Origin of the sequence: Phytobacter sp. SCO41, from assembly GCF_003073275.1 — a bacterium.
GTDB classification, from domain to species: domain Bacteria; phylum Pseudomonadota; class Gammaproteobacteria; order Enterobacterales; family Enterobacteriaceae; genus Phytobacter; species Phytobacter diazotrophicus.
Map to the genome: position 1 here is coordinate 4711340 of NZ_CP027225.1, position 23628 is coordinate 4734967.

General features: G+C 51.9%; 20 protein-coding genes. 9 read left to right on the forward strand and 11 right to left on the reverse strand.

Features of this window, described 5'->3' with window-relative positions:
* Position 1: 1 nt before the first annotated feature.
* From mraY to leuO, 11 genes are all read right to left on the reverse strand, one after another.
* Positions 2–1084 (reverse strand): phospho-N-acetylmuramoyl-pentapeptide-transferase, encoded by a 1083-nt coding sequence (mraY, locus tag C5523_RS22920; protein ID WP_108702038.1) that lies wholly within the window; start codon positions 1082–1084, stop codon positions 2–4.
* Complete coding sequence (gene murF / locus C5523_RS22925) at positions 1078–2436, reverse strand: UDP-N-acetylmuramoyl-tripeptide--D-alanyl-D-alanine ligase (RefSeq protein ID WP_108702039.1); 1359 nt, start codon at positions 2434–2436, stop codon at positions 1078–1080. The genes mraY and murF overlap by 7 nt, the downstream gene beginning before the upstream one ends.
* Positions 2433–3920: a UDP-N-acetylmuramoyl-L-alanyl-D-glutamate--2,6-diaminopimelate ligase gene (murE, locus tag C5523_RS22930; protein ID WP_079497256.1), complete on the reverse strand. Its 1488-nt coding sequence runs from the start codon at positions 3918–3920 to the stop codon at positions 2433–2435. The genes murF and murE overlap by 4 nt, the downstream gene beginning before the upstream one ends.
* Positions 3907–5676: a peptidoglycan glycosyltransferase FtsI gene (locus C5523_RS22935; protein WP_039078361.1), complete on the reverse strand. Its 1770-nt coding sequence runs from the start codon at positions 5674–5676 to the stop codon at positions 3907–3909. Before C5523_RS22935 ends, murE begins: the two co-directional genes overlap by 14 nt.
* 15 nt (positions 5677–5691) lie before the next feature.
* Positions 5692–6057 (reverse strand): cell division protein FtsL, encoded by a 366-nt coding sequence (ftsL, locus tag C5523_RS22940; RefSeq protein ID WP_039078360.1) that lies wholly within the window; start codon positions 6055–6057, stop codon positions 5692–5694.
* A complete protein-coding gene (gene rsmH / locus C5523_RS22945) occupies positions 6054–6995 on the reverse strand; it encodes a 16S rRNA (cytosine(1402)-N(4))-methyltransferase RsmH (protein WP_039078470.1) in 942 nt (313 codons plus the stop codon). The genes ftsL and rsmH overlap by 4 nt, the downstream gene beginning before the upstream one ends.
* A gap of 2 nt (positions 6996–6997) precedes the next feature.
* Entirely contained in the window at positions 6998–7456 is a 459-nt protein-coding gene (gene mraZ / locus C5523_RS22950; protein WP_039078359.1) for a division/cell wall cluster transcriptional repressor MraZ, read from the reverse strand.
* A gap of 607 nt (positions 7457–8063) precedes the next feature.
* Positions 8064–9068: a catabolite repressor/activator gene (gene cra, locus C5523_RS22960; RefSeq protein ID WP_039078358.1), complete on the reverse strand. Its 1005-nt coding sequence runs from the start codon at positions 9066–9068 to the stop codon at positions 8064–8066.
* 181 nt (positions 9069–9249) lie between these two features.
* Entirely contained in the window at positions 9250–9741 is a 492-nt protein-coding gene (gene ilvN / locus C5523_RS22965) for an acetolactate synthase small subunit (RefSeq protein ID WP_039078357.1), read from the reverse strand.
* Positions 9742–9743: 2 nt separating this feature from the next.
* Entirely contained in the window at positions 9744–11468 is a 1725-nt protein-coding gene (gene ilvI / locus C5523_RS22970) for an acetolactate synthase 3 large subunit (protein WP_108702040.1), read from the reverse strand.
* 385 nt (positions 11469–11853) lie between these two features.
* Complete coding sequence (gene leuO / locus C5523_RS22975) at positions 11854–12798, reverse strand: transcriptional regulator LeuO (protein ID WP_155525422.1); 945 nt, start codon at positions 12796–12798, stop codon at positions 11854–11856.
* Between the two features lie 636 nt (positions 12799–13434).
* On the opposite strand from leuO, the gene leuL reads away from it, so the two are divergent.
* The 9 genes from leuL to aroD all read left to right on the forward strand — a co-directional run bounded on the left by leuL (position 13435) and on the right by aroD (position 23606).
* Positions 13435–13521, forward strand: a complete 87-nt coding sequence (leuL, locus tag C5523_RS28035) for a leu operon leader peptide (RefSeq protein ID WP_103244949.1) — start codon at positions 13435–13437, stop codon at positions 13519–13521.
* A 91-nt stretch (positions 13522–13612) separates the two neighbouring features.
* On the forward strand, positions 13613–15184 hold the full coding sequence (gene leuA / locus C5523_RS22985) for a 2-isopropylmalate synthase (RefSeq protein ID WP_108702042.1): 1572 nt from the start codon (positions 13613–13615) through the stop codon (positions 15182–15184).
* Positions 15184–16275, forward strand: coding sequence for a 3-isopropylmalate dehydrogenase (gene leuB / locus C5523_RS22990; RefSeq protein ID WP_039078353.1), 1092 nt, complete (start codon positions 15184–15186; stop codon positions 16273–16275). The genes leuA and leuB overlap by 1 nt, the downstream gene beginning before the upstream one ends.
* Before the next feature lie 2 nt (positions 16276–16277).
* Positions 16278–17675, forward strand: a complete 1398-nt coding sequence (gene leuC, locus C5523_RS22995; protein ID WP_039078352.1) for a 3-isopropylmalate dehydratase large subunit — start codon at positions 16278–16280, stop codon at positions 17673–17675.
* Between the two features lie 11 nt (positions 17676–17686).
* Positions 17687–18292, forward strand: a complete 606-nt coding sequence (leuD, locus tag C5523_RS23000; RefSeq protein ID WP_039078351.1) for a 3-isopropylmalate dehydratase small subunit — start codon at positions 17687–17689, stop codon at positions 18290–18292.
* A 397-nt stretch (positions 18293–18689) separates the two neighbouring features.
* Entirely contained in the window at positions 18690–20723 is a 2034-nt protein-coding gene (locus C5523_RS23005) for an FAD-dependent oxidoreductase (RefSeq protein WP_108702043.1), read from the forward strand.
* Between the two features lie 10 nt (positions 20724–20733).
* The gene (locus C5523_RS23010) at positions 20734–21597 is read left to right on the forward strand and encodes a shikimate dehydrogenase (protein ID WP_039078349.1); all 864 of its coding nucleotides are present in this window, start codon (positions 20734–20736) and stop codon (positions 21595–21597) included.
* Between the two features lie 11 nt (positions 21598–21608).
* Complete coding sequence (locus tag C5523_RS23015) at positions 21609–22820, forward strand: MFS transporter (protein WP_107224059.1); 1212 nt, start codon at positions 21609–21611, stop codon at positions 22818–22820.
* 30 nt (positions 22821–22850) lie between these two features.
* Positions 22851–23606: a type I 3-dehydroquinate dehydratase gene (gene aroD, locus C5523_RS23020; protein WP_108702044.1), complete on the forward strand. Its 756-nt coding sequence runs from the start codon at positions 22851–22853 to the stop codon at positions 23604–23606.
* Positions 23607–23628: the final 22 nt, after the last annotated feature.

Genomic DNA, 23628 nt, shown 5'->3' on the forward strand with positions numbered 1-23628 from the left:
ATTAACGTACCTTGAGCGTTGCCAGGCCAATCAGGACCAGCATCAGCGAAATAATCCAGAAGCGCACAATAACGCGCGGCTCCGGCCAGCCTTTCAGTTCATAGTGATGGTGAATCGGCGCCATACGGAAAATACGCTGACCACGCAATTTGAACGACCCAACCTGCAAAATGACAGACAGGGTTTCGACGACGAAGACGCCGCCCATAATGACCAACAGGAATTCCTGACGCAGCAGCACGGCGATAATGCCCAGTGCGCCGCCTAACGCCAGCGAGCCCACATCCCCCATAAAGACCTGAGCCGGATAGGTGTTAAACCACAGAAATCCCAGCCCCGCGCCGACAATTGCCGTACAGACGATAACCAGCTCGCCCGCATGACGCAGATACGGAATGTGCAGATAACTGGCAAAGTTCATGTTACCTGTCGCCCAGGCCACTAACGCAAAACCCGCCGCCACAAACACGGTGGGCATAATCGCCAGACCATCCAGGCCATCAGTCAGGTTGACCGCGTTACCTGTTCCCACAATCACGAAATAAGCCAGCAGGATGTAGAAAATGCCCAATTGCGGCATAACATCTTTAAAGAACGGCACTACCAGTTGCGTAGCGGGCGTATCGTTGCCCGCAAGGTACAATGCAAAGGCGACGCCCAGGGCAATCACCGACATCCAGAAATATTTCCAGCGCGCAATCAGGCCTTTCGTGTCTTTGCGCACCACTTTGCGGTAGTCATCGACAAAACCAATAATGCCGTAGCCAACCAGGACAACCAGAACGCACCAGACGTATGGATTGGACGGGTAAGCCCACAGCAGCACAGAAACCACGATCGCTGTCAGAATCATGAGGCCGCCCATGGTCGGCGTACCGCGTTTACTGAAATGCGACTCCGGACCATCGTTACGCACGACCTGGCCAAAAGAGAGTTTTTGCAGACGGGCAATCATGCGCGGCCCCATCCATAAAGAGATGAAGAGCGCAGTCAGCAGGCTGACGATGGCGCGAAACGTCAAATAGGAGAAGACGTTAAAGCCAGAATAATATTTGACCAAATGTTCGGCCAGCCAAACTAACATGCCCTTTTCTCCTGTAATGCGCGTGCGACCTCTTCCATGGCGGCACTACGTGAACCTTTCACCAAAATGGTAATAATTTGCTTCTCGGCAATCAGCGCCTCTAAACGCGCAATCATTGCCGCCTTATCATCAAAATGCTCGCCAACGCCACTGGCATCACTGATGGCTTTACTGAGCTTGCCGACGCTTAACACACGGTCGATACCAACAGCTTTTGCCGTTTCACCCACCTGAATGTGACACGCCTCGCTTTCATCACCCAATTCCGCCATGTCGCCGACCACCATGACCCGATAGCCTGGCATTTCAGCTAGCACATGCGCTGCCGCCGTCATCGACCCCACGTTCGCGTTGTAGCTGTCGTCCAGCAGTAATTGGTTTTCTCCAAGTTGCACCGGGAAAAGACGCCCCGGAACAGCTTTCAGATTTGCCAGACCTTTTTTCACAGCGTCATGCGGTGCCCCTACCGCCATCGCCAGCGCGGTTGCGGCCAGCGCATTCGCGATATTGTGGCGCCCAGGTAATGGCAACGTGACATCAATACCGCCCGTTGGGGTTTGCAGCGTAAATTCAGTACCGTGGGAGGTCACATGAATATTGGTCGCGGTAAAATCGCTGTTGGCGGCATTTGGCGAGAAACGCCAGACTTTGCGATCGCCAATGATGTTTTGCCAGTTCAGCCAGTCATTGTTATCGCCATTCATAATGGCGATGCCGTTGGCAGGCAGGCCGGTATAAATCTCGCCTTTAGCTTTTGCCACCCCGGCCAGAGAGCCAAACCCTTCAAGATGCGCTGCCGCAAGATTGTTAACCAGCGCCGCTTCCGGGCGGGTCAGCGACACAGTCCAGGCGATTTCACCCTGGTGATTAGCGCCAAGTTCAATCACTGCATACTGATGTTCATTTGTCAGGCGCAGCAGGGTCATCGGCACACCGATGTCATTGTTCAGGTTCCCGGCGGTATAGAGCGTATTGCCACATTCGCTGAGGATGGCGGCCGTCATCTCTTTCACCGAGGTTTTGCCAGACGAGCCGGTCAGCGCCACAACGCGAGCAGGAACCTGCTGGCGAACCCAGGCTGCCAGTTCGCCAAAGGCGAGACGGGTATCCTTCACCACCAGTTGCGGCAGGTCGATATCCAGTTTGCGACTGACTAACAGCGCGCCAGCACCGCCCTCTTTTGCTTTATCAGCGAAATCGTGGGCATCGAAACGTTCGCCTTTCAGCGCCACAAACAGGCAACCAGAGGTCAGCTTGCGGGTGTCCGTAGTGACCGCCTCAATGGTTGCGTCTGCACCATGCAGTTCGCCATGCAAAATGCCGCTGAGCTGGCTAAGCGTTACGCTAATCATGCGAGGACTCCCAACAGACGCGCCGCGGTTACACGGTCTGAATAATCGAGACGGTGGCTACCGACAATCTGATAATCTTCGTGTCCTTTACCTGCGAGCAGGACAACGTCATTTTCTTTCGCTTGCATGATGGTGTTTGTAACCGCTTCTGCGCGGCCTTCCATCACATGTGCACGACCCGGATCGAGCATGCCCGCCAGAATATCGTCGATGATGGCGCGCGGCTCTTCGGTACGCGGATTGTCATCCGTCACGACCGGAATATCGGCGAACTGTTCAGCAATTGCGCCCATCAACGGACGTTTGCCTTTATCGCGATCGCCACCGCAGCCAAATACGCACCACAGATTTCCGGTGCAGTGCAGTCGTGCTGCCTGCAGCGCTTTTTCCAGCGCATCCGGCGTGTGGGCATAATCCACCACCACGGTCGGTTTGCCCGGCGCGCTGAACACTTCCATACGCCCGCATACCGGCTGCAGACGTGCGCCAGTATTGATTAAATCGGCCAGCGGATAGCCCAGCGCCAGCAGTGTCGAGAGCGCCAGCAGCAGGTTGCTGACGTTAAAGGCGCCCATCAGACGGCTTTCAATCTCGCCCTCGCCCCAGGAGGAGGCAAAGCGGATAGTCGCACCGCTGTCGTGGTACACCACCTCGGTTGCTTTCAGCCAGCGGCCATGGCAATTCGGGTTGATATGGTCTTCCATCGACACGGCGACTGCATCAGGCAGTTTTGCTAACCAACGGCGTCCGACTTCATCATCCGCATTGACGATGGCCTGGCCGAAATGGTGAGCAGAAAACAGCAGCCATTTAGCCGCTTCGTAATTGGCCATGTCACCGTGATAGTCCAGATGATCGCGGCTCAGGTTCGTGAAGACAGACGCGGCGAATTTCAACGCCGCCACGCGGTGTTGAACCAGCCCATGAGAGGAGACTTCCATCGCGGCGAAAGTTGCGCCTTGCTGAGCAAGGCTTGCAATCACATGCTGTACGTCAACGGCGGAACCGGTGGTATTTTCCGATGGGATAACTTTGCCCAACAGACCATTCCCCACCGTGCCCATTACCGCGCTGGTTTCGCCAAGCAATTGGCTCCATTGCGCCAGCAATTGCGTAGTCGTGGTTTTACCGTTAGTGCCGGTCACACCAATCAGACGCAGTTGCTCAGAAGGCTCGTTATAAAAACGCCCCGCCAGCGCAGAAAGACGCTCATTTAACTGGCTCAGATAGATAACCGGAACGCCGTGCATCTCGCGAATTTCGCCGTCAGTAGCCTCATCTTTCGCCTCGGCAATAATGGCAGCCACACCTTGCGCAATCGCCTGCGGGATATATCGACGCCCGTCCGCCTGATGACCCACTACTGCCACAAAAAGATCACCCGACGCCGCTACCCGGCTGTCGAGTGTCATTTCTCGCAGTGCTCGCTCCGGCGCACCTGGCACCCACGGAGCAAGAAGGTCGCGCAAATTACGATCTGCCACCTGTCCCCTCGCCTTGATTAATTACGAATTCATTCTTATCGCCCGTTGTCAGTGCATCCGGCTCGATGTTCATGGTGCGTAAAACACCGCCCATGATGGCACCAAACACCGGCGCAGAAACGGCGCCACCGTAGTATTTACCTGCTTGTGGATCGTTAATAACGACCACCAGCGCAAAGCGTGGATTACTGGCGGGCGCAACACCCGCGGTATAAGCAATGTATTTGTTGATGTAGCGGCCATCCGGCCCCACCTTCTTCGCCGTACCGGTCTTAATTGCGATGCGGTAGCCTTTAATCGCCGCTTTCACACCGCCGCCGCCCGGCAGGGCCACGCTCTCCATCATATGTACGACATTGCGTACGATAGACTCATTGAAGATGCGTTCGCCCGGAACAGGTGGATCAACTTTGGTTATCGACAGTGGACGGTACACACCGTAGCTGCCGATGGTTGCATAGACTCGCGCTAACTGTAACGGCGTTACCATTAGCCCGTAGCCGAAAGAGAAGGTGGCCCTCTCTATGTCAGACCACCGTTGTTTTTGAGGAAATAAGCCACTGCGTTCTCCGACCAACCCCAAATTGGTCGCCTTTCCCAGTCCAAAACGTGAGTAAGTATCTACTAACGCTGAGGACGGCATCGCTAACGCCAGTTTAGAAACACCAACGTTACTCGACTTCTGTAGTACCCCGGTCAGGGTCAATTCGCTGTAGCGCGCCACGTCTTTGATTTCGTGGCCGTTAATTCGATAAGGAATAGTGTTCAACACGGTGTTAGGTGTCACGACGCCACGCTGGAGCGCGGTCATCACTACCATGGGTTTAACCGTCGAACCCGGTTCGAAGACGTCGGTAATCGCGCGGTTACGCATGGCGTCTTTCGCGGTACCGGTAAAATTGTTCGGGTTGTAAGAGGGACTATTCGCCATCGCCAGTACTTCGCCGGTGCTCACATCCACCAACACAGCACTGCCCGATTCCGCTTTGTTAAATGCCACCGCATTATTCAGTTCGCGGTAGACCAGTGCCTGAAGACGTTCGTCAATGCTCAGCGCAAGGTTATGCGCCGCCTGGCTGTCAGTGGAGGAGATATCCTCAATCACGCGGCCATAACGGTCTTTACGTACAATACGTTCACCCGGTTGACCGGTCAGCCACTTATCAAAGCTTTTCTCGACCCCTTCGATGCCTTCACTGTCGACGTTAGTAAAGCCGATAAGGTGAGCAGTTACTTCGCCCGAAGGGTAATAACGGCGCGACTCTTCGCGAAGGTGAATGCCCGGCAGCTTAAGCTTTTTAATGTACTCGCCAAGGTCGGGGTTGACCTGACGCGCCAGGTAGATAAAGCGCCCTTTCGGGTTCGCATTAATGCGCGAGGAAAGCTGATCGAGCGGGATGGTCAAGGCGTCGGACAGGGCTTTCCAGCGATTATCGAGCGTTACGCCACCGGCATCCTGCACCTCTTTCGGGTCGGCCCAAATAGCTTTGACCGGCACACTCACTGCCAGCGGACGTCCGGAACGATCGGTAATCATGCCGCGCGAGGTCGCGACTTCCTGAACGCGCAGCGAGCGCATATCCCCTTCACGCACCAGCATATCGGGGTTTACAATTTGTAAATACGCGACGCGGCCCAGCAAAAAGCCCAGCGCCAGCAAAATGCAGCCGCAAAGCAAGGCAAAACGCCAGCTCACAAAGCTGGCCTGTTCTTCCTGGCGTTTCGGTTTTGGCGTTTTAACCGCTGCGGCTTTCATGCGTCGCGTGGTTCCTTATTTCTGTACAACAATGTTTTCCTGGGACGGATCGACATGCTGCATTTGCAGCTTCTCGGTCGCGATCCGCTCAACCCGGCTATGATCGCCGAGCGCATTCTCTTCAAGGATCAAGTTGCGCCATTCGATATCCAGCGCATCGCGCTCCAGCACGAGTTGTTCACGCTGGGCCGTCAACAGACGGGTATGATGCGAAGTGGTGACAACCGTCACCGCCGTCATGATGATGCAAATGAACAGGCAGAGTGGCAGTTTCCCAAATCGCAAAAGGTCGTCGCCGATCACGCCAGGCAAGGCATGGCGCTCGTTGCTTCCTAACGACACTTTAACTTTGCTAAGGGTCTCTGACACTCTGCCGATCATGCGTTCGTCCTCTCTGCAATACGCAGAACTGAACTACGGGCACGTGGATTTTCAGCCACTTCTTCTTCGCCCGGCATCAACTTGCCTAGTGCTCGTAACTGACGTCCACCCAGTTTCCTGAGTTGCTCTTCCGTCATCGGTAACCCTGCCGGAACCTGCGGACCGCGGCTTTGTTCACGCATAAAACGTTTTACAATGCGGTCTTCCAGCGAGTGGAAACTGATGATCGAGAGCCGCCCTCCCGGGGCCAATACGTCGATCGAGCTTTTTAGCGCCAGCTCTATCTCCTCCAGTTCACTGTTTACCCAGATGCGCACCGCCTGGAAGGTACGGGTCGCAGGATGTTTGAATTTATCTTTCACCGGTGTCGCTGCCGCCACCACAGCAGCCAGCTCTTTGGTGCGGGTCATCGGTTCTTCACGGTTACGTTCAACGATGGCGCGCGCGATGCGTTTACCAAAGCGCTCTTCACCAAAGGTTTTTATCACCCATGCGATATCGGCCTCATCGGCCGTTCGTAACCACTCCGCAGCAGATTGACCGCGGGTGGGGTCCATACGCATGTCAAGCGGACCGTCACGCATAAAGGAAAAACCGCGTTCAGCGTCATCGAGTTGCGGAGAAGAGACACCAAGATCGAGCAGAATTCCGTCGATCTTACCGGTGAGGCCACGCTCGCTGACATACTCAGCCAGCGCGGAAAAAGGACCATGTACGATGGAAAAGCGGGGATCATCAATGGTTTTTGCGACGGCAATCGCTTCTGGATCACGGTCAATAGCCAGCAAACGTCCTTCCGCTCCCAGTTGGGAGAGGATCAGGCGTGAGTGACCACCGCGGCCAAAAGTGCCATCAATGTAAATGCCATCCGGACGAATGTTCAGGCCATTAACGGCCTCATCCAGTAGCACCGTTGTGTGTTTAAAATTTTCCATCATCATTACAGAGACAAATCCTGCAACCGGTCTGAAAGTATCTCAGTACCCGTTTGCTCAGCGTCGATATCTTCCTTGACCTGTTGATACCAGGTCGTTTCGTCCCACAGTTCAAACTTATTGAACTGTCCGACCAGCATCACTTCTTTCGTCAGCCCGGCGTGTTGCCGCAAAACGGGCGCGATTAATAAGCGCCCTGCGTTATCCATCTGACATTCGCTGGCATGCCCCAACAAGAGGCGTTGTACCCGGCGCTCTTGCGGATCCATGCTCGACAGACGCGACAATTTTTGCTCAATAATTTCCCATTCGGGTAAGGGGTAAAGCAGCAGGCAGGTGTGACGGATGTCAATGGTACAAACCATTTGACCGGAAGCTTTCTCCAGCAGCAAATCCCGATAACGGGTCGGCACGGCTAACCGGCCTTTGCTGTCGAGATTGACTAATGTAGCTCCACGGAACATACCAGCCCCACCCCTGAGTGACCTATTTCACCACTTTATCCCACAAATCCCCACCGAAGGAGTTTACGGAGCGGAGGAAAAGCTTGTCAAGCCAGTGCAAAGGCTAACCAGAATAAAAGATCCCTTATTCGCGGTTACATTCCACTTTGGTGAAATACCGCTCAACTAATGAGGCAAATTAACGTCATGAATATTTGTAAGAAAAAAACTGAATATGCATTGGGGCGTTAAAAACCAGTTATTTCATGCGTGCCAAATATAAAGTGTCAGTTTGCGACGCGGGCGGCATTTTAAGACATATTGCAGGCAGATAACAGTGCCAGATAGCGCTTGCGCGCCGCGGAAGCGATAAGAAAAACCGTAGGGTTAAAGCCCATAATCAAAAAGCGGTTGTTATTTCAACGATTACAGCGGGAAATGTAACAAAGTAATACAGGGGACACGTTCAGTTACGTCTTAATTACTTTAAAATGTGTCACAGGTGAAATAAGGCAAATTAATTAAATTAACGGCCTTAAAAATAAGGATTTATCTGAATTGGCTATAAAATTAATTATCGCCTTTCATTCGCAACAAAAAGGCAGCAATGACTGCCTTTATTGGATTACTAAACGCGGCTTAATACACCACGACGGTAGAGGTTGCGACGAATACGGCTCAAACCCGCTTTAGGTTTACGCGGCTCGTCCAGACTTGCCAGTACAATCTCCAGCACGCGCTCAGCAACATCACGATGACGCTGTGCCACCGCCAGAACCGGGCATTGCAGGAAGTCCAGCAGTTCATGATCACCAAAAGTAGCAATAGCAAGGTCAGACGGTAGCTTACCATCGCGGCGTAGCGTAACGTCCAGCACACCTTGTAGCAGTGCAAAAGAGGTAGTAAACAGCGCCTGCGGCATGCTGTGCGTTTCCAGCCATTTTTCAAATAACTGTGCAGCGGCTTCACGCTCATAGCTATTGGCATAGAGATAATCCACTTCGCGCGGATCGTCCTTCCAGGCCGTACGGAAGCCCTGTTCACGTAAAAAGCTGACAGAAAGCTCAGGTAACGCGCCCAGATACAGTACTTTTTCCGCCGGGAATTTACGTAATTCTGCCGCCAGCATTTCCGAGTCGTCCTGATCGGCGCCGACAACGCTGGTGAAGTGTTCACGATCCAGCGCGCGGTCAAGTGCGACTATTGGAAACGCGTCATTGGCCCAACGCTGATAGAAAGGATGCTCCGGCGGCAACGATGTTGAAACGATTATGGCGTCGACCTGGCGCTGAAGCAGATGTTCAATACAGCGCATTTCGTTATCTGGCTGATCTTCCGAGCAGGCGATAAGTAGTTGATAACCGCGCTGACGCGCCTGACGTTCCAGATAATTCGCAATCCGCGTATAACTGGTGTTCTCCAAATCCGGAATAACCAGCCCAATGGAGCGAGTACGTCCCGCTCGCAACCCAGCCGCCACCGCATTCGGGTGGTAATTATGCTCACGTACGACCGCCATAACTTTCTCGACGGTTTTATCGCTGACACGATATTGCTTTGCCTTTCCATTAATGACATAGCTTGCCGTGGTACGTGAGACGCCGGCTAGCCGGGCGATTTCATCCAGTTTCACAATTGCCCCTCAAAAAATAAAAGATACTCCATAACCTTTTTAGGGATATAGGTTAAATTCCATAACATCTAAGCGCAGAATAGACACTGCGGCAACCGCTTTTGTGTTTGCTTCCGGCGGATTTCGCAAAAAAAAAGCCCAGCGGATAGCGCCAGGCCAGGAAAATGACGTATGCGTAACACTAACGCATGATTTTGTCGCCGCGAGATAAACCAACTACGCCAGACCTCGCCACCTCAACAATTTTCGCCACATCGCGAATGGTCGCCAGAAAAGCATCAAGCTTATCACTGGTGCCGGCGAGCTGAACCGTATAAATAGAAGGCGTAACATCAATGATCTGCCCACGGAAGATTTCCGCGTTGCGTTTGACCTCTTCGCGGCCATATCCGCTGGCCTGGATTTTCACCAGCATGATCTCGCGCTCAACGTAAGCGCCCTGCCCAAGCTCATTCACACGTAACACATCCACCAGCTTGTGCAGTTGCTTTTCAATTTGCTCCAGCACTTTGGCATCCCCGACTGTCTGGATCGTCATCCGCGAAAGCGTCGGATCATCTGTCGGTGCCACAGTCAGACTTTCAATGTTATAGCCGCGCTGGGCAAAAAGGCCGATCACGCGCGATAACGCGCCCGATTCATTTTCCAGTAAAACAGATAATATCCGGCGCATAATCAGGTCCTCTCCGTTTTGCTCAACCACATTTCATCCATGCCACCGCCACGGATCTGCATCGGATAAACATGTTCACTTCCGTCGACGGTCACATCGACAAAGACCAGGCGGTTATTTTTAACCTGCTCAAGCGCCTCAATCAGCTTCGCTTCAAGTTCTTCCGGACGGGTTATATTGATCCCTACATGACCGTAAGCTTCGGCTACGCGTGCAAAATCGGGTAACGACTGCATATACGATTGTGAATGACGACCCGAATAGATCATATCCTGCCACTGCTTCACCATCCCCAGATAACGGTTGTTCAGGTTCAGTACCAGCACCGGAAGCTCATATTGCATTGCGGTAGACAACTCCTGAATATTCATCTGGATACTGCCGTCGCCCGTAACGCAGATAACCGTTTCATCCGGGAGCGCCATTTTCACACCCAGCGCGGCTGGCAGACCAAAGCCCATCGTGCCCAGACCGCCAGAGTTTATCCAGCGACGCGGTTTATCAAAACGGTAATAGAGCGCCGCAAACATCTGGTGCTGGCCAACATCCGAAGTGACGTAGGCGTCACCCTTCGTTAAGCGCCAGATCGTTTCGATCACCGCCTGCGGTTTGATCTTCTGACTTTGCGTGTCGTATTTCAGGCACTGGCGGGCACGCCATTGCTCAATCTGCAACCACCAATCGCGAATATCGTCCAGGGGTTGCTGAAACTCTTCTTGCCCCAATAACTCCAGCATCTGCTCAAGTACCAGCCGGGCATCCCCAACGATCGGCACATCTGCCTGTACGGTCTTCGAAATCGATGTCGGGTCAATATCAATATGCAGAACCGTGGCATTCGGGCAGTACTTCGCCAGATTGTTGGTTGTACGGTCATCAAAGCGCACCCCAACGGCAAAGATCACATCCGAGTGATGCATGGTCATGTTGGCTTCGTAGGTACCGTGCATACCCAGCATACCCAACGCCTGACGATGCGATGCCGGAAACGCCCCCAGCCCCATAAGCGACGAGACCACAGGAAGATTCAATTTCTCTGCCAGCGTACGCAGTTGCGGTTCGCAGGCAGACGTGATCGCACCACCGCCCACATAGACAACGGGATGTTTCGCCGCTACCAGCGTTTGCAAAGCACGTTTGATTTGCCCTTTATGACCGTGAGTTGTCGGGTTATAGGAGCGCATACTCACCGAATCCGGCCATACATAAGGGAGTTTATTCGCTGGATTGAGAATATCTTTCGGTAAATCGACGACGACCGGGCCAGGACGACCACTGGAAGCAAGCCAGAACGCTTTTTTCAGCACGCCAGGAATGTCTTCGGTCTGTTTTACCAGGAAACTATGTTTTACCACCGGGCGGGATATCCCCACCATGTCGCATTCCTGGAAAGCATCATAGCCGATGAGGGAGGTCGCAACCTGCCCTGAAAGAACCACCAACGGAATCGAGTCCATATAAGCTGTTGCAATCCCGGTGATGGCGTTCGTGGCTCCCGGTCCGGAGGTGACGAGCACAACGCCAACTTCACCGGTCGCCCTTGCCAGACCATCAGCCATATGCAAAGCAGCCTGCTCATGGCGCACCAGGACATGATCGATTCCACCGACCGTATGTAGCGCATCGTAAATATCGAGGACCGCGCCCCCAGGATAACCGAATACTTGCTTCACGCCCTGATCGATAAGCGATCGGACGACCATCTCGGCTCCAGACAACATCTCCATGGTTTGCCTCCAGGCTTGGGTTTGGCGACTGAAGACAGAACGCGTGTCCGTCTTGTCGCTCTGTTCAGTACAGGAAGTCCCTGCATTCTGATTATGAATGGCAGTTACCATAACCGCTGAAAATCTGGCAGGCAATTAGCAAACGATTCACCTCACCTTGCCCCAAAAGAGGAATAATAAGGTTAACAGGCGGGAATTGGTGAAATTGTCTGTAATAAGCAAAGACGATGATGATTCATCATTCGAATCACTTCCTGCTCAGTAATTCATGCATTTTTACGTCGCGATTTGATGCGCCAGTAAAATAGCTCAGCATAAAATTTCGCGCCAGGATGGCCAAACAGAAGAAAGCAGCCATTGGCGCATTCAACGCATTGGATGCCTTTTAACGGCGACAAACCGAGACCAGTAACTCTTCCATCCACTGGTGGCCTTTATCCCGTCCCGCCGCTTCATGCCATGAAAGATAACAGGTACGGCTATTCAGTTTTAACGGTAAAGGTAAAACCTGGAGCTCTAATTTCCCGGCAAACTCTTCGGCTAACCAACGCGGGGCAATCGCCACAAGCTGCGTTTGAGAAACCACATTGAGTACACTCGTCAATGCCATTCCCTGATAAGCAACACAGGTTTGTTTATCCGTCGTGTCATACCACGGCTGGCTAAAAGATGCATAACGATCCAGCGCAACTACTGCGTGCTGTTCACAATAAATATCACTTTCACGAAGTGGCCCATTAATACGTGGATGTTTTTTACTGGCTACCAGCACCATCTCATCTTTAAACAACGGCACGCATGAGAATTCTGGTCGACGAAATTCATCGTAGCCGATGACAAATTCTATTTCCTGGTAACGAAGTTGGTGTTCTATATTTTGATTTAATGATGATTTAAAGGCCAGATGTATATTCGGCGCAACCTCATTCACTCTATTGTAGATGACAGAAGTGAGGAGATTATCAAGCGGACTGCACACGCAAAGATTAAAAACGCGCTCGCTGGTCACGGGTTCAAAGCCCGATCCCGGCAGTTCATTTTGCACGAGTTGTAACGCCTGCCTGACCGAACCAAACAATTGGAAGGCGCGTGCCGTAGGCTGTATTCCCCGACCATAGCGCACAAAGAGTTCGTCATTAAACATGACCTTAAGCCTGGCCAGGGCATTGCTCACTGCCGGTTGCGACATTCCCAAAGAATGAGCTGCCCGCGTGATATTTTGTTCCTGCATAACCGCATCAAAAATAGTTAACAAATTGAGATCAACTTTGCGCAGTTGCGGTTTCGTTACCTCACTAATATGGGTGTTTTCAACTTGTTCTTCTGACATATCCTTCTCCGATATCATGCTAAATTCCATTTATCCCGGCAGCAATAACCTAAAGAAATATGATTTATCACGCATATAAGATAAGGAAAAGAGGAATTCAACAAAATAGGAATACATAAAGATAATTTAATGCCGGGATTTTTCCAACCCCATAAAAAGCACTAAACCATATGTTCCCGTTCAAATGAAACGGCAGACCAGAATCAAAACATAAATAGCGTGAATGCACAATACAGCCTCATTAAGCAATAAATGCGATCCAACAGAGATATTTCAATAGCACGAACAATATAATTTAACTTAATTTTATCATTTCGTCGCATTAGTTAAGAAAAATAATAACCCCAACAAATTAATCATGACTAATCATCAGGATAGCAAGCCCTCTTCAAAAATGTAAAAATATAACCAACTGCAAAGAAATGTTCATGAAAGGCACAAACAACGTCAAGTATGAAATAGCACTAATACCTTATTTTGATTTTTAACGGAATTACAGCACGATTAACTAAAATAGAACGCAGTGCCAAATCCGTTTTCATGCGCTTTTAAGGGGCCAGGTGTTGACTTTGATTTCTGAATCCAGTACCACTAATGGCATATCGCATTTAATCGCATTCATCTGGAGCATGGTTAATGATTCGCAATGTTCGCTTCCTCGGTCTACTACTACTAAACGCATCCCATGTGCGCGGTAGACCGGTGGGCGACACTCAGCGTTGAGTCATCCTCCAGTTACACTAAGAACCCGCGCCTTGGCGCGGGTTTTTTTATGCTCGTAGCAAGGCGACCGAAGAGAGATAAGGACCAAACCATGAGCCAGCAAGTCGTTATTTTTGATACAACCTTACGTGATGGTGAACAGGCATTACAGGCAAGCCTGAGTGTGAAAGAGAAGCTGCAGATCGCTCTGGCGCTGGAACGTATGGGTGTTGACGTCATGGAGGTCGGCTTTCCGGTCTCTTCTCCGGGCGATTTCGAATCCGTACAGACTATCGCGCGTCAGGTTAAAAACAGCCGTGTCTGTGCGCTGGCACGCTGTGTCGAGAAAGATATTGATGTAGCGGCTGAATCATTGAAAGTTGCCGAAGCATTCCGCATCCATACTTTTATTGCCACCTCCCCCATGCATATCGCCACTAAACTGCGCAGTACGCTGGATGAAGTGATTGAACGCGCCATTTATATGATTAAGCGCGCCCGTAATTACACCGACGACGTTGAATTCTCTTGCGAAGACGCAGGCCGTACTCCGATTGCTGACCTGGCGCGTGTGGTCGAAGCCGCCATCAACGCGGGTGCGAAAACCATTAATATTCCGGACACCGTTGGCTACACCATGCCGTTCGAATTCGCCAATATCATCACTGGCCTGTATGAACACGTGCCAAATATCGACAAAGCCATTATCTCCGTTCATACCCACGATGATTTAGGTCTGGCTGTCGGCAACGCTATTGCTGCTGTCCATGCTGGCGCACGCCAGGTTGAAGGGGCGATGAACGGCATCGGTGAGCGCGCAGGAAACTGTTCGCTGGAAGAGGTCATCATGGCCATCAAAGTGCGCAAAGACATCATGAATGTGCACACCGGCATTAATCATCACGAAATCTGGCGTACCAGCCAGACAGTTAGCCAGATTTGCAACATGCCAATCCCGGCGAACAAAGCCATTGTCGGCACCGGTGCCTTTGCTCACTCCTCCGGTATCCACCAGGATGGCGTGCTGAAAAACCGTGAAAACTACGAAATCATGACCCCGGAATCCATCGGTCTGAACCAGGTACAGTTGAACCTGACGTCCCGCTCTGGCCGCGCGGCGGTGAAACACCGTATGGAAGAGATGGGCTACAAAGATACCGACTACAACATGGATCACCTGTACGACGCGTTCCTGAAACTGGCAGACAAAAAAGGCCAGGTCTTCGATTACGATCTGGAAGCGCTGGCGTTCATCAATAAACAGCAGGAAGAGCCGGAACATTTCCGTCTGGATTATTTTAGCGTGCAGTCCGGCTCCAGCGATATCGCTACCGCCTCCGTGAAGCTGGCCTGTGGCGAAGAAACGAAAGCCGAAGCCGCCAACGGCAACGGCCCGGTAGACGCTGTTTATCAGGCGATTAACCGCATCACCGGTTATGACATTGAGCTGGTTAAATATGATCTCAATGCCAAAGGTCAGGGTAAAGACGCGCTGGGTCAGGTGGATATCGTCGTCACTTACAACGGGCGTCGTTTCCATGGTGTGGGTCTGGCAACTGATATCGTGGAATCCTCTGCCAAAGCGATGGTACACGTACTGAACAACATCTGGCGCGCCGTAGAAGTCGAAAAAGAATTGCAACGCAAAGCTCAAAATAAAGAAAACAACAAGGAAACCGTGTGATGTCGAAGAATTACCATATTGCCGTGTTGCCGGGTGACGGCATTGGCCCCGAAGTCATGGCGCAAGCCTTAAAAGTACTGGACGCCGTTCGTAGCCGTTTCGAAATGCGTATTACCACCAGCCACTATGATGTGGGCGGCATCGCAATTGACCGCCATGGCAATCCGCTGCCGCAGGCAACCGTGGAAGGCTGCGAGCAGGCAGACGCTATCCTGTTTGGCTCCGTAGGCGGTCCGAAATGGGAAAACCTGCCGCCAGCACAGCAACCGGAGCGTGGTGCTCTGCTGCCGCTGCGCAAACATTTCAAATTATTCAGCAACCTGCGTCCGGCTAAACTGTACCAGGGGCTGGAAGAGTTCTGCCCGCTGCGTGCCGATATTTCCGCTAACGGCTTTGACATTCTCTGCGTGCGCGAGCTGACGGGCGGTATTTACTTCGGTCAGCCAAAAGGCCGTGAAGGCAGCGGGCAGCACGAGAAAGCGTTTGATACCGAGGTCTATCACCGTTTTGAGATTGAACGTATTGCGCGTATCGCGTTTGAATCTGCGCGCAAACGCCGTAAAAAAGTGCATTCTATTGATAAAGCGAACGTGCTGCAGACCTCTCTGCTGTGGCGTGAAATCGTCAACGAAGTGGCACAGGAATACCCGGACGTCGAGCTGGCGCATATGTATATCGACAACGCCACAATGCAGTTGATTAAAGACCCGTCCCAGTTTGACGTGTTGTTGTGTTCCAACCTGTTCGGCGACATCCTCTCTGATGAGTGTGCGATGATCACAGGTTCCATGGGCATGCTGCCGTCTGCCAGCCTGAACGAACAAGGTTTTGGTCTGTACGAACCGGCTGGCGGCTCCGCGCCGGATATCGCGGGCAAAAATATTGCGAACCCGATAGCTCAAATTCTTTCTCTCGCACTGCTGTTGCGTTACAGCCTGGATGCCGACGACGCGGCAACCGCCATTGAAAGCGCCATCAACCGCGCATTAGAAGAAGGTGTGCGTACCGGTGATTTAGCCCGTGGCGCCGCAGCTGTTAGTACCGATGAGATGGGTGACATCATTGCCCGTTATATCGCAGAAGGGGTGTAATCATGGCCAGGACGTTGTACGAAAAATTGTTTGATGCGCATGTTGTGTACGAAGCGCCAAACGAAACCCCATTGTTGTATATCGACCGCCATCTGGTGCACGAAGTCACTTCACCACAGGCGTTTGACGGCCTGCGCGCGCATAATCGCCCGGTGCGTCAGCCGGGCAAGACCTTTGCGACCATGGATCATAACGTTTCCACGCAGACCAAAGACATCAATGCCTCCGGTGAAATGGCGCGTATCCAGATGCAGGAACTGATCAAGAACTGCAAAGAGTTCGGCGTTGAATTGTATGACCTGAACCACCCGTATCAGGGTATCGTGCACGTGATGGGGCCTGAACAGGGTGTCACCCTGCCGGGCATGACCATCGTCTGCGGCGACTCCCACACCGCCACTCACGGCGCGTTTGGTGCTCTGGCGTTCGGTATCGGGACCTCCGAAGTGGAGCACGTGCTGGCGACGCAGACCCTGAAACAGGGTCGCGCAAAGACCATGAAAATTGAAGTGAAAGGCAAAGCGTCGGCAGGTATTACTGCTAAAGATATTGTACTGGCGATTATCGGCAAAACCGGCAGCGCCGGCGGTACCGGGCACGTAGTCGAATTCTGTGGCGAGGCGATTCAGGCACTGAGCATGGAAGGTCGTATGACCCTGTGCAATATGGCTATCGAAATGGGTGCCAAAGCGGGCCTGGTCGCGCCGGATGAAACCACCTTCAACTATGTGAAAGGTCGTTTGCATGCGCCGAAAGGCAAAGACTATGACGATGCGGTGGAGTACTGGAAGACGCTGAAAACCGACGACGGCGCGACCTTCGATACAGTTGTGACGCTGCAAGCCGAAGAGATTGCCCCGCAGGTCACCTGGGGGACTAACCCGGGTCAGGTCATCTCCGTTAATGACATCATTCCGGACCCGGCCTCCTTCGCCGATCCGGTTGAGCGTGCCTCAGCAGAGAAAGCGCTGGCCTATATGGGCCTGCAGCCAGGTGTACCTCTGACCTCCGTCGCCATTGATAAAGTCTTTATCGGCTCCTGCACCAACTCACGTATTGAAGATTTACGCGCCGCCGCAGAGGTTGCCAAAGGGCGCAAAGTTGCACCGGGCGTACAGGCGCTGGTAGTTCCAGGCTCTGGCCCGGTGAAAGCGCAGGCCGAAGCCGAAGGGCTGGACAAGATCTTTATTGAAGCCGGTTTCGAATGGCGTTTACCAGGCTGCTCTATGTGCCTGGCAATGAACAATGACCGTCTGAACCCGGGCGAACGTTGCGCATCCACCAGTAACCGTAACTTTGAAGGTCGTCAGGGGCGCGGTGGTCGTACGCACCTGGTCAGTCCGGCAATGGCAGCCGCGGCTGCGGTAACCGGTCATTTCGCTGATATTCGCAGCTTGTAAAGGAGATAATCATGGCAGAGAAATATACACAGCACACAGGCCTGGTTGTCCCACTGGATGCCGCCAATGTCGATACCGACGCCATCATTCCAAAACAGTTTTTGCAGAAGGTCACGCGTACCGGCTTTGGCGCACATCTGTTTAATGACTGGCGGTTCCTGGATGATAAAGGGGAAGTTCCGAACCCGGAATTCGTCCTGAACTTCCCGGAATATAAAGGCGCCTCTATTTTGCTGGCGCGTGAAAACTTCGGTTGCGGCTCATCACGCGAACATGCGCCCTGGGCATTAACCGACTACGGCTTTAGAACCGTTATCGCCCCAAGCTTCGCAGACATTTTCTACGGCAACAGCTTCAATAATCAGTTGCTGCCAGTGAAACTGAGCGATGAAGAAGTGGACGAACTGTTCAAACTGGTCCAGGCCAATCCGGGCATCTCGTTCGAGGTGGACCTCGAGGCGCAGGTAGTGAAAGCCGGGGGGAAATCGTACCCGTTTGTTATTGATGCGTTCCGCCGCCACTGCATGCTGAACGGTCTCGACAGTATTGGCCTGACTCTGCAGCATGAAGATGCCATCTCCAGCTACGAAAACAAGCAGCCCGCGTTTATGAATTAAACCTGTCTGCTGCTCTGGTGCCCGGTTTTTCGCCGGGCCTTTAACGTTTTATTTTGTGATTATCATCACAAAAACCATCACTTCTTTCTATCATATGCACAGATATTTGAACTTTTAAAATTTAATTATCTACTGTATCGCTCTTATTCTGTGCATTTCTTCTCTCTTTTTGTATAAACCCGGCAACACAAGTAAAAATACAGCTCAATTATTTAATATAAGAATACAGGCATGTGAAAAAACGGTTAATTGCATAGAAAGACACTATGGTTTCATGCAAAAAAAAGCATTATTTTTCCTCTCCCCCCCTCGTTATCTTTCCCACAGAAACATTTTAACTTTGGATATATCAGGGCCTCCGCATGTCGGCCTCCTGGATTTCCCGTGGAGAGAGCAAATGAGCCACTACCAACACCTTTTCACCCCGCTAACCATTAACGGGATGACGATAAAAAACCGGATCATCATGCCGCCAATGGGCACCAACCTGGCGAGCCTGAACGGTGAAGTCTCTCAGGAACAGTTGGAGTACTATGAACTGCGGGCAAAAGGGGGCACAGGCTTAATTACGATTGAGAATATTTGTATCGACTTCCCGTTCGCCTCAAATGGCACAACGCAGCTGCGTATCGATAACGATCAATATATTCCTGGGTTATTCAAATTAACTGAGACGCTGCATAAACACGGAGCCTGTGTCTCTATTCAGCTAAATCATGCGGGTGCTTCTGCTTATGCTTATCGCCTGAATGGCGAACAACCGCTCTCCTCTTCGAATATACCGTCGAAAAAGAACGGTAATATTCCTCGCCCCATGACACATGACGAAATATATCATGCGGTTAATAAATTTGGTGAAGCGGCAGAACGTGTAAAACGTGCGGGTTTTGATAGTGTGGAAATTCACGCAGGCCACTCTTATTTAATAAGCCAGTTCTTATCGCCTCTGTTTAATAAACGTACCGATGAATTTGGCGGCTCCCCGGAAAACCGCGCCAGAATATTAACGCTGGTGGTTGATAAAGTGCGCGCCAGCGTCGGTCCTCGCTTCCCGATTAGCCTGCGTTTCAGTGCCGATGATTTCCTTAAGGGCGGCAACACGCTGGAGGATACGCTACGTATGCTGGCACTTTGCCAGGATAAGGTCGACATTCTCAATGTTTCCGCCGCGCAAAACGACAACCTGAATCTGCAAATTGATCAGATGTCACTGGAAGATGGCTGGAAGCGTTATCTCTCCCGCGCCGTACGCGATAAGTTTAATAAACCGACTGTTATTGCTGGCAATATTCGCTCACCGAAAGTGGCCGAAGACATTATCGCAACGGGCGATGCAGACCTGATTGCGATCGGCCGTGGCCTGATTGCCGAACCGGAATGGGTGCAAAAGGTCCAGAGCGGCAATGAACGCCTGATGCGCAAATGCATCTCCTGCAATATCGGCTGCGCCGACCACCGTATCGCGCGCTCTCGTCCGCTGCGTTGCTCCATCAATCCGGACATTATCCATGGCGACGCTTATAAACTGCGCAGGGTAAATCGCGACACCCGTGTCGTAGTTATCGGTGCGGGAACCGCAGGTATGGAAGCCGCATGCACTGCCGCAGAAGTCGGTTGCCATACCTGGTTGCTGGAGAAGAAAAACAGCCTCGGCGGACTGGCCTCTGAAATCTCGCGCCTGCCGGAGAAAAAGCGTATCGCCGACTTCCCGCAATTTATGAAAAACAGGATGGCCGGTTTAGACAATTTAATGCTGCAGGTTGGTCAGAAGGCCACTGTTGAGCACATTGCCGGGCTACGGCCGAACCTGATTGTCAACGCCACGGGCTCAACACCGCTGCTGCCGCCGATTAACGGACTGAAAGAGTGCATTGACGTTGAGGGCGGCCGCGTCTTCTCCATTATCGGCATGATTCAGCACCTGGAGCAATTTGCGAATGTTGAAGGAAAACGCATCGCCGTTGTCGGCGGCGGTGCTGTTGGCCTGGATGTTATCGAATATTTCTCTGCACGCGGTGCTACTACCGTGCTGATTGAGATGCAGGAAGGTCCAGGACGCGATCTGGATATCATTACCAAAAATGCCATGTTGACCATGCTGGATGAGCACCACGTGGAACAGCACATGCAGACACAACTCATCGCCGTTCACCCTACACACTTTAGCGTCAAGAAAGCCGACCAGACTTGCGACATTCCTTTTGACTACGGCTTTGTGTGCTTGGGAATGCGCGCCAACACCAGCGGTCTCAATGAAATTGAGCAATGGGCCAGAGCCAATAACGTAAAAATAATGAACATCGGCGACAGCCTGATGGCCCGGCGAATCATTGATGGCGTGCGCGAAGGGCGCAACGTGCTGGACACCCTCGAGGATATGGGTGCTCTGGGCAACCGCGAATCAACCAAAATTCCACTTCTAACATATTAAGGACTTTATCATGGCTGAACGTATTACGGGTCACACTGAGCTGATTGGACTGATTGCAACACCGATTCGCCATAGCATGTCGCCGACAATGCATAACGAAGCCTTTGCACATCTGGGTCTGGATTATGTCTACCTGGCATTTGAAGTAGACAACCAGGAGCTGAAAGATGTTGTACAGGGTTTCCGGGCGCTTAAACTGCGCGGGTTTAACGTATCCATGCCGAACAAAACCGCCATTTGCCAATACCTGGACAAACTTTCCCCGGCGGCAGAGCTGGTCGGTGCGGTGAATACCGTGGTTAATGACAATGGCGTACTGACGGGTCATATCACCGACGGTACAGGTTATATGCGCGCATTGGCTGAAGAAGGTATCGATATTATCGGTAAGAAAATGACGGTCCTGGGTGCGGGTGGCGCGGCAACGGCGCTCTGCGTTCAGGCGGCACTGGATGGCGTAAAAGCGATCTCCATTTTCAACCAGAAAGACAAATTTTTCGCCAATGCGGAGCAAACTGTTGCCAAGATCCGCAATAACACCAACTGTGAAATTCATCTGTACGATCTGGCCGATCACGACAAACTGCGTCAGGAAATCGATAGTAGTGTGATCCTCACCAACGCTACCGGTGTGGGTATGAAACCGTTTGAAGGCCAGATGCTGCTGCCGAACGACAGCTTCCTGCGACCAGATCTCATCGTCTCTGACGTGATTTATAACCCGCGCAAAACCCACCTGTTGCAAGTGGCGGAGAAGAAAGGCTGCCGCACACTCAACGGCCTGGGAATGATGCTCTGGCAAGGGGCGAAAGCCTTTGAAATCTGGACAGGTAAAGAGATGCCGGTCGATTACGTCAAAAATATCCTTTTTTAAGGGTAAACATGATGAAAAATAAATATGTCCCAACTGCGGCCGGGCTGTACCTCAATTACCTGATCCATGGCATGGGGGTACTATTAATTACCCTCAACATGGCGAATTTACAGGAACAGTGGGGAACAGACAGAGCCGGCGTTTCGATTGTTATTTCGTCTTTAGGTATCGGCAAACTCGCCACCATCGTGACGGGTTTTCTGTCCGATCGCTACGGACGTAAGCCTTTTATTTATCTGGGTATTCTGAGCTATTTGCTGTTTTTCTTAGGTATTTTGCTGACCAAAAACATCTATGTTGCCTATTTCTTTGGCATCCTGGCTGGTCTGGCGAACAGCTTCCTCGACTCCGGGACCTACCCGGCGCTGATGGAATCTTTCCCGAACTCAGCAAGCCGTGCGAACGTGTTAATCAAAGCCTTTGTCTCGGCCGGGCAATTCCTGCTGCCCTTCATTATTAGCCTGTTGATTTGGGCGAATCTGTGGTTTGGCTGGTCATTTATCATTGCGGCTGTGTTGATGGTTATTAGCGCCATCTATTTGATCAAAATGCCCTTCCCTGACAACGGGGCCAAAAAAGAGACCGCAGAGAAACCTGGTGCAGCGACAACAACGGAGTCAGATGCCGGTACCATGGATATGCTGGTGTTCACGCTGTATGGCTATATCGGTATGGCGACCTTTTACCTGGTCAGTCAGTGGCTGGCGCAGTACGGCCAGTTCGTTGCGGGTATTCCCTACGAATCAGCAATCAAGTTACTGAGTATCTACACGGCGGGCTCATTGACCTGTGTATTTGTCACCGCGACCTTTGTGAAAAACGTCATTAACTCGGCCGTTGCGATGATCCTCTACACCGGCATCTCGATGATTTCGTTGTTGATTGTTTGCATGTTCCCGACGCCGATGATTGTGACCGGTTTTGCTTTCGTGATCGGTTTCTCAGCCGCAGGCGGGGTATTGCAGTTGGGTGCGACCATCATGGCAATGAGTTTCCCGCAAGGGAAAGGTAAAGCCACCGGGATCTTCTACACTGCCGGCAGTATTGCCAGCTTCACGATCCCGTTGATCACGGCGAAACTGTCCAAAATCAGCATCGCCAGCATTATGTGGTTTGATTTGATTATCGCCATAATCGGCTTTGTGATTGCGCTGTACATCGGTTATCGTCAGTTTCAGGCTCGCGCTGCCCAAAAAACGGTCCGCGCAACCGCCACAGCCTGACGGTTCGGCGAGAATATTATGGATACCAACATGACTAAAGCAGTAACGGTTAAAAACATCACCTTTCAGGAAGGGAGCACGCTTATCTGTGTGCCGCTGATCGGCAAAACGCTCGACGAACTGAAAGCAAATGCACGGACTCTGGCCACCGCAGGTGCCGATCTTATCGAATGGCGTGTCGACCATTTTACACAAGTCCGCGAACCGCAGCTTGTGCAACAGGCGCTGAACGATATTCGTCAGATTCTGGCTGATATTCCGCTGTTGTTTACCTTCCGCAGCAAAAAAGAAGGCGGTGAAACAGAAATCAGCGATGAGGCCTATTTCGAGCTTAATCGTCAGGCAGCCATCAGCGGTCTGGCCGATCTTATTGATATTGAGCTGTTCAACGATGAAGCGCATATTCGTGCAGTAATCGATGCGGCCCATGGCGCTGGTGTGAAAGTCATCATGAGTAATCATGATTTCCACAAAACGCCCGCCCAGGAAGATATCATCTATCGTCTTCGCCGCATGCAGGAGCTGGGCGCAGATCTGCCGAAGATCGCGGTTATGCCGCAAACGCCGCAGGATGTGCTGACACTGCTCTCCGCCACGCTGACCATGAAAGAGAAATATGCGACACGCCCAATTATTACCATGTCGATGGCAAAAATGGGTGGCGTCAGCCGTGTAACGGGTCGCCTGTTTGGTTCAGCGATGACGTTCGGTACCGTAGGCCAGGCCTCGGCACCAGGGCAGATCGCCATCAAAGAACTGCGTGAAATGATGGATATTCTGTACTAAAACAAGAAAACCCGGAGCCTGT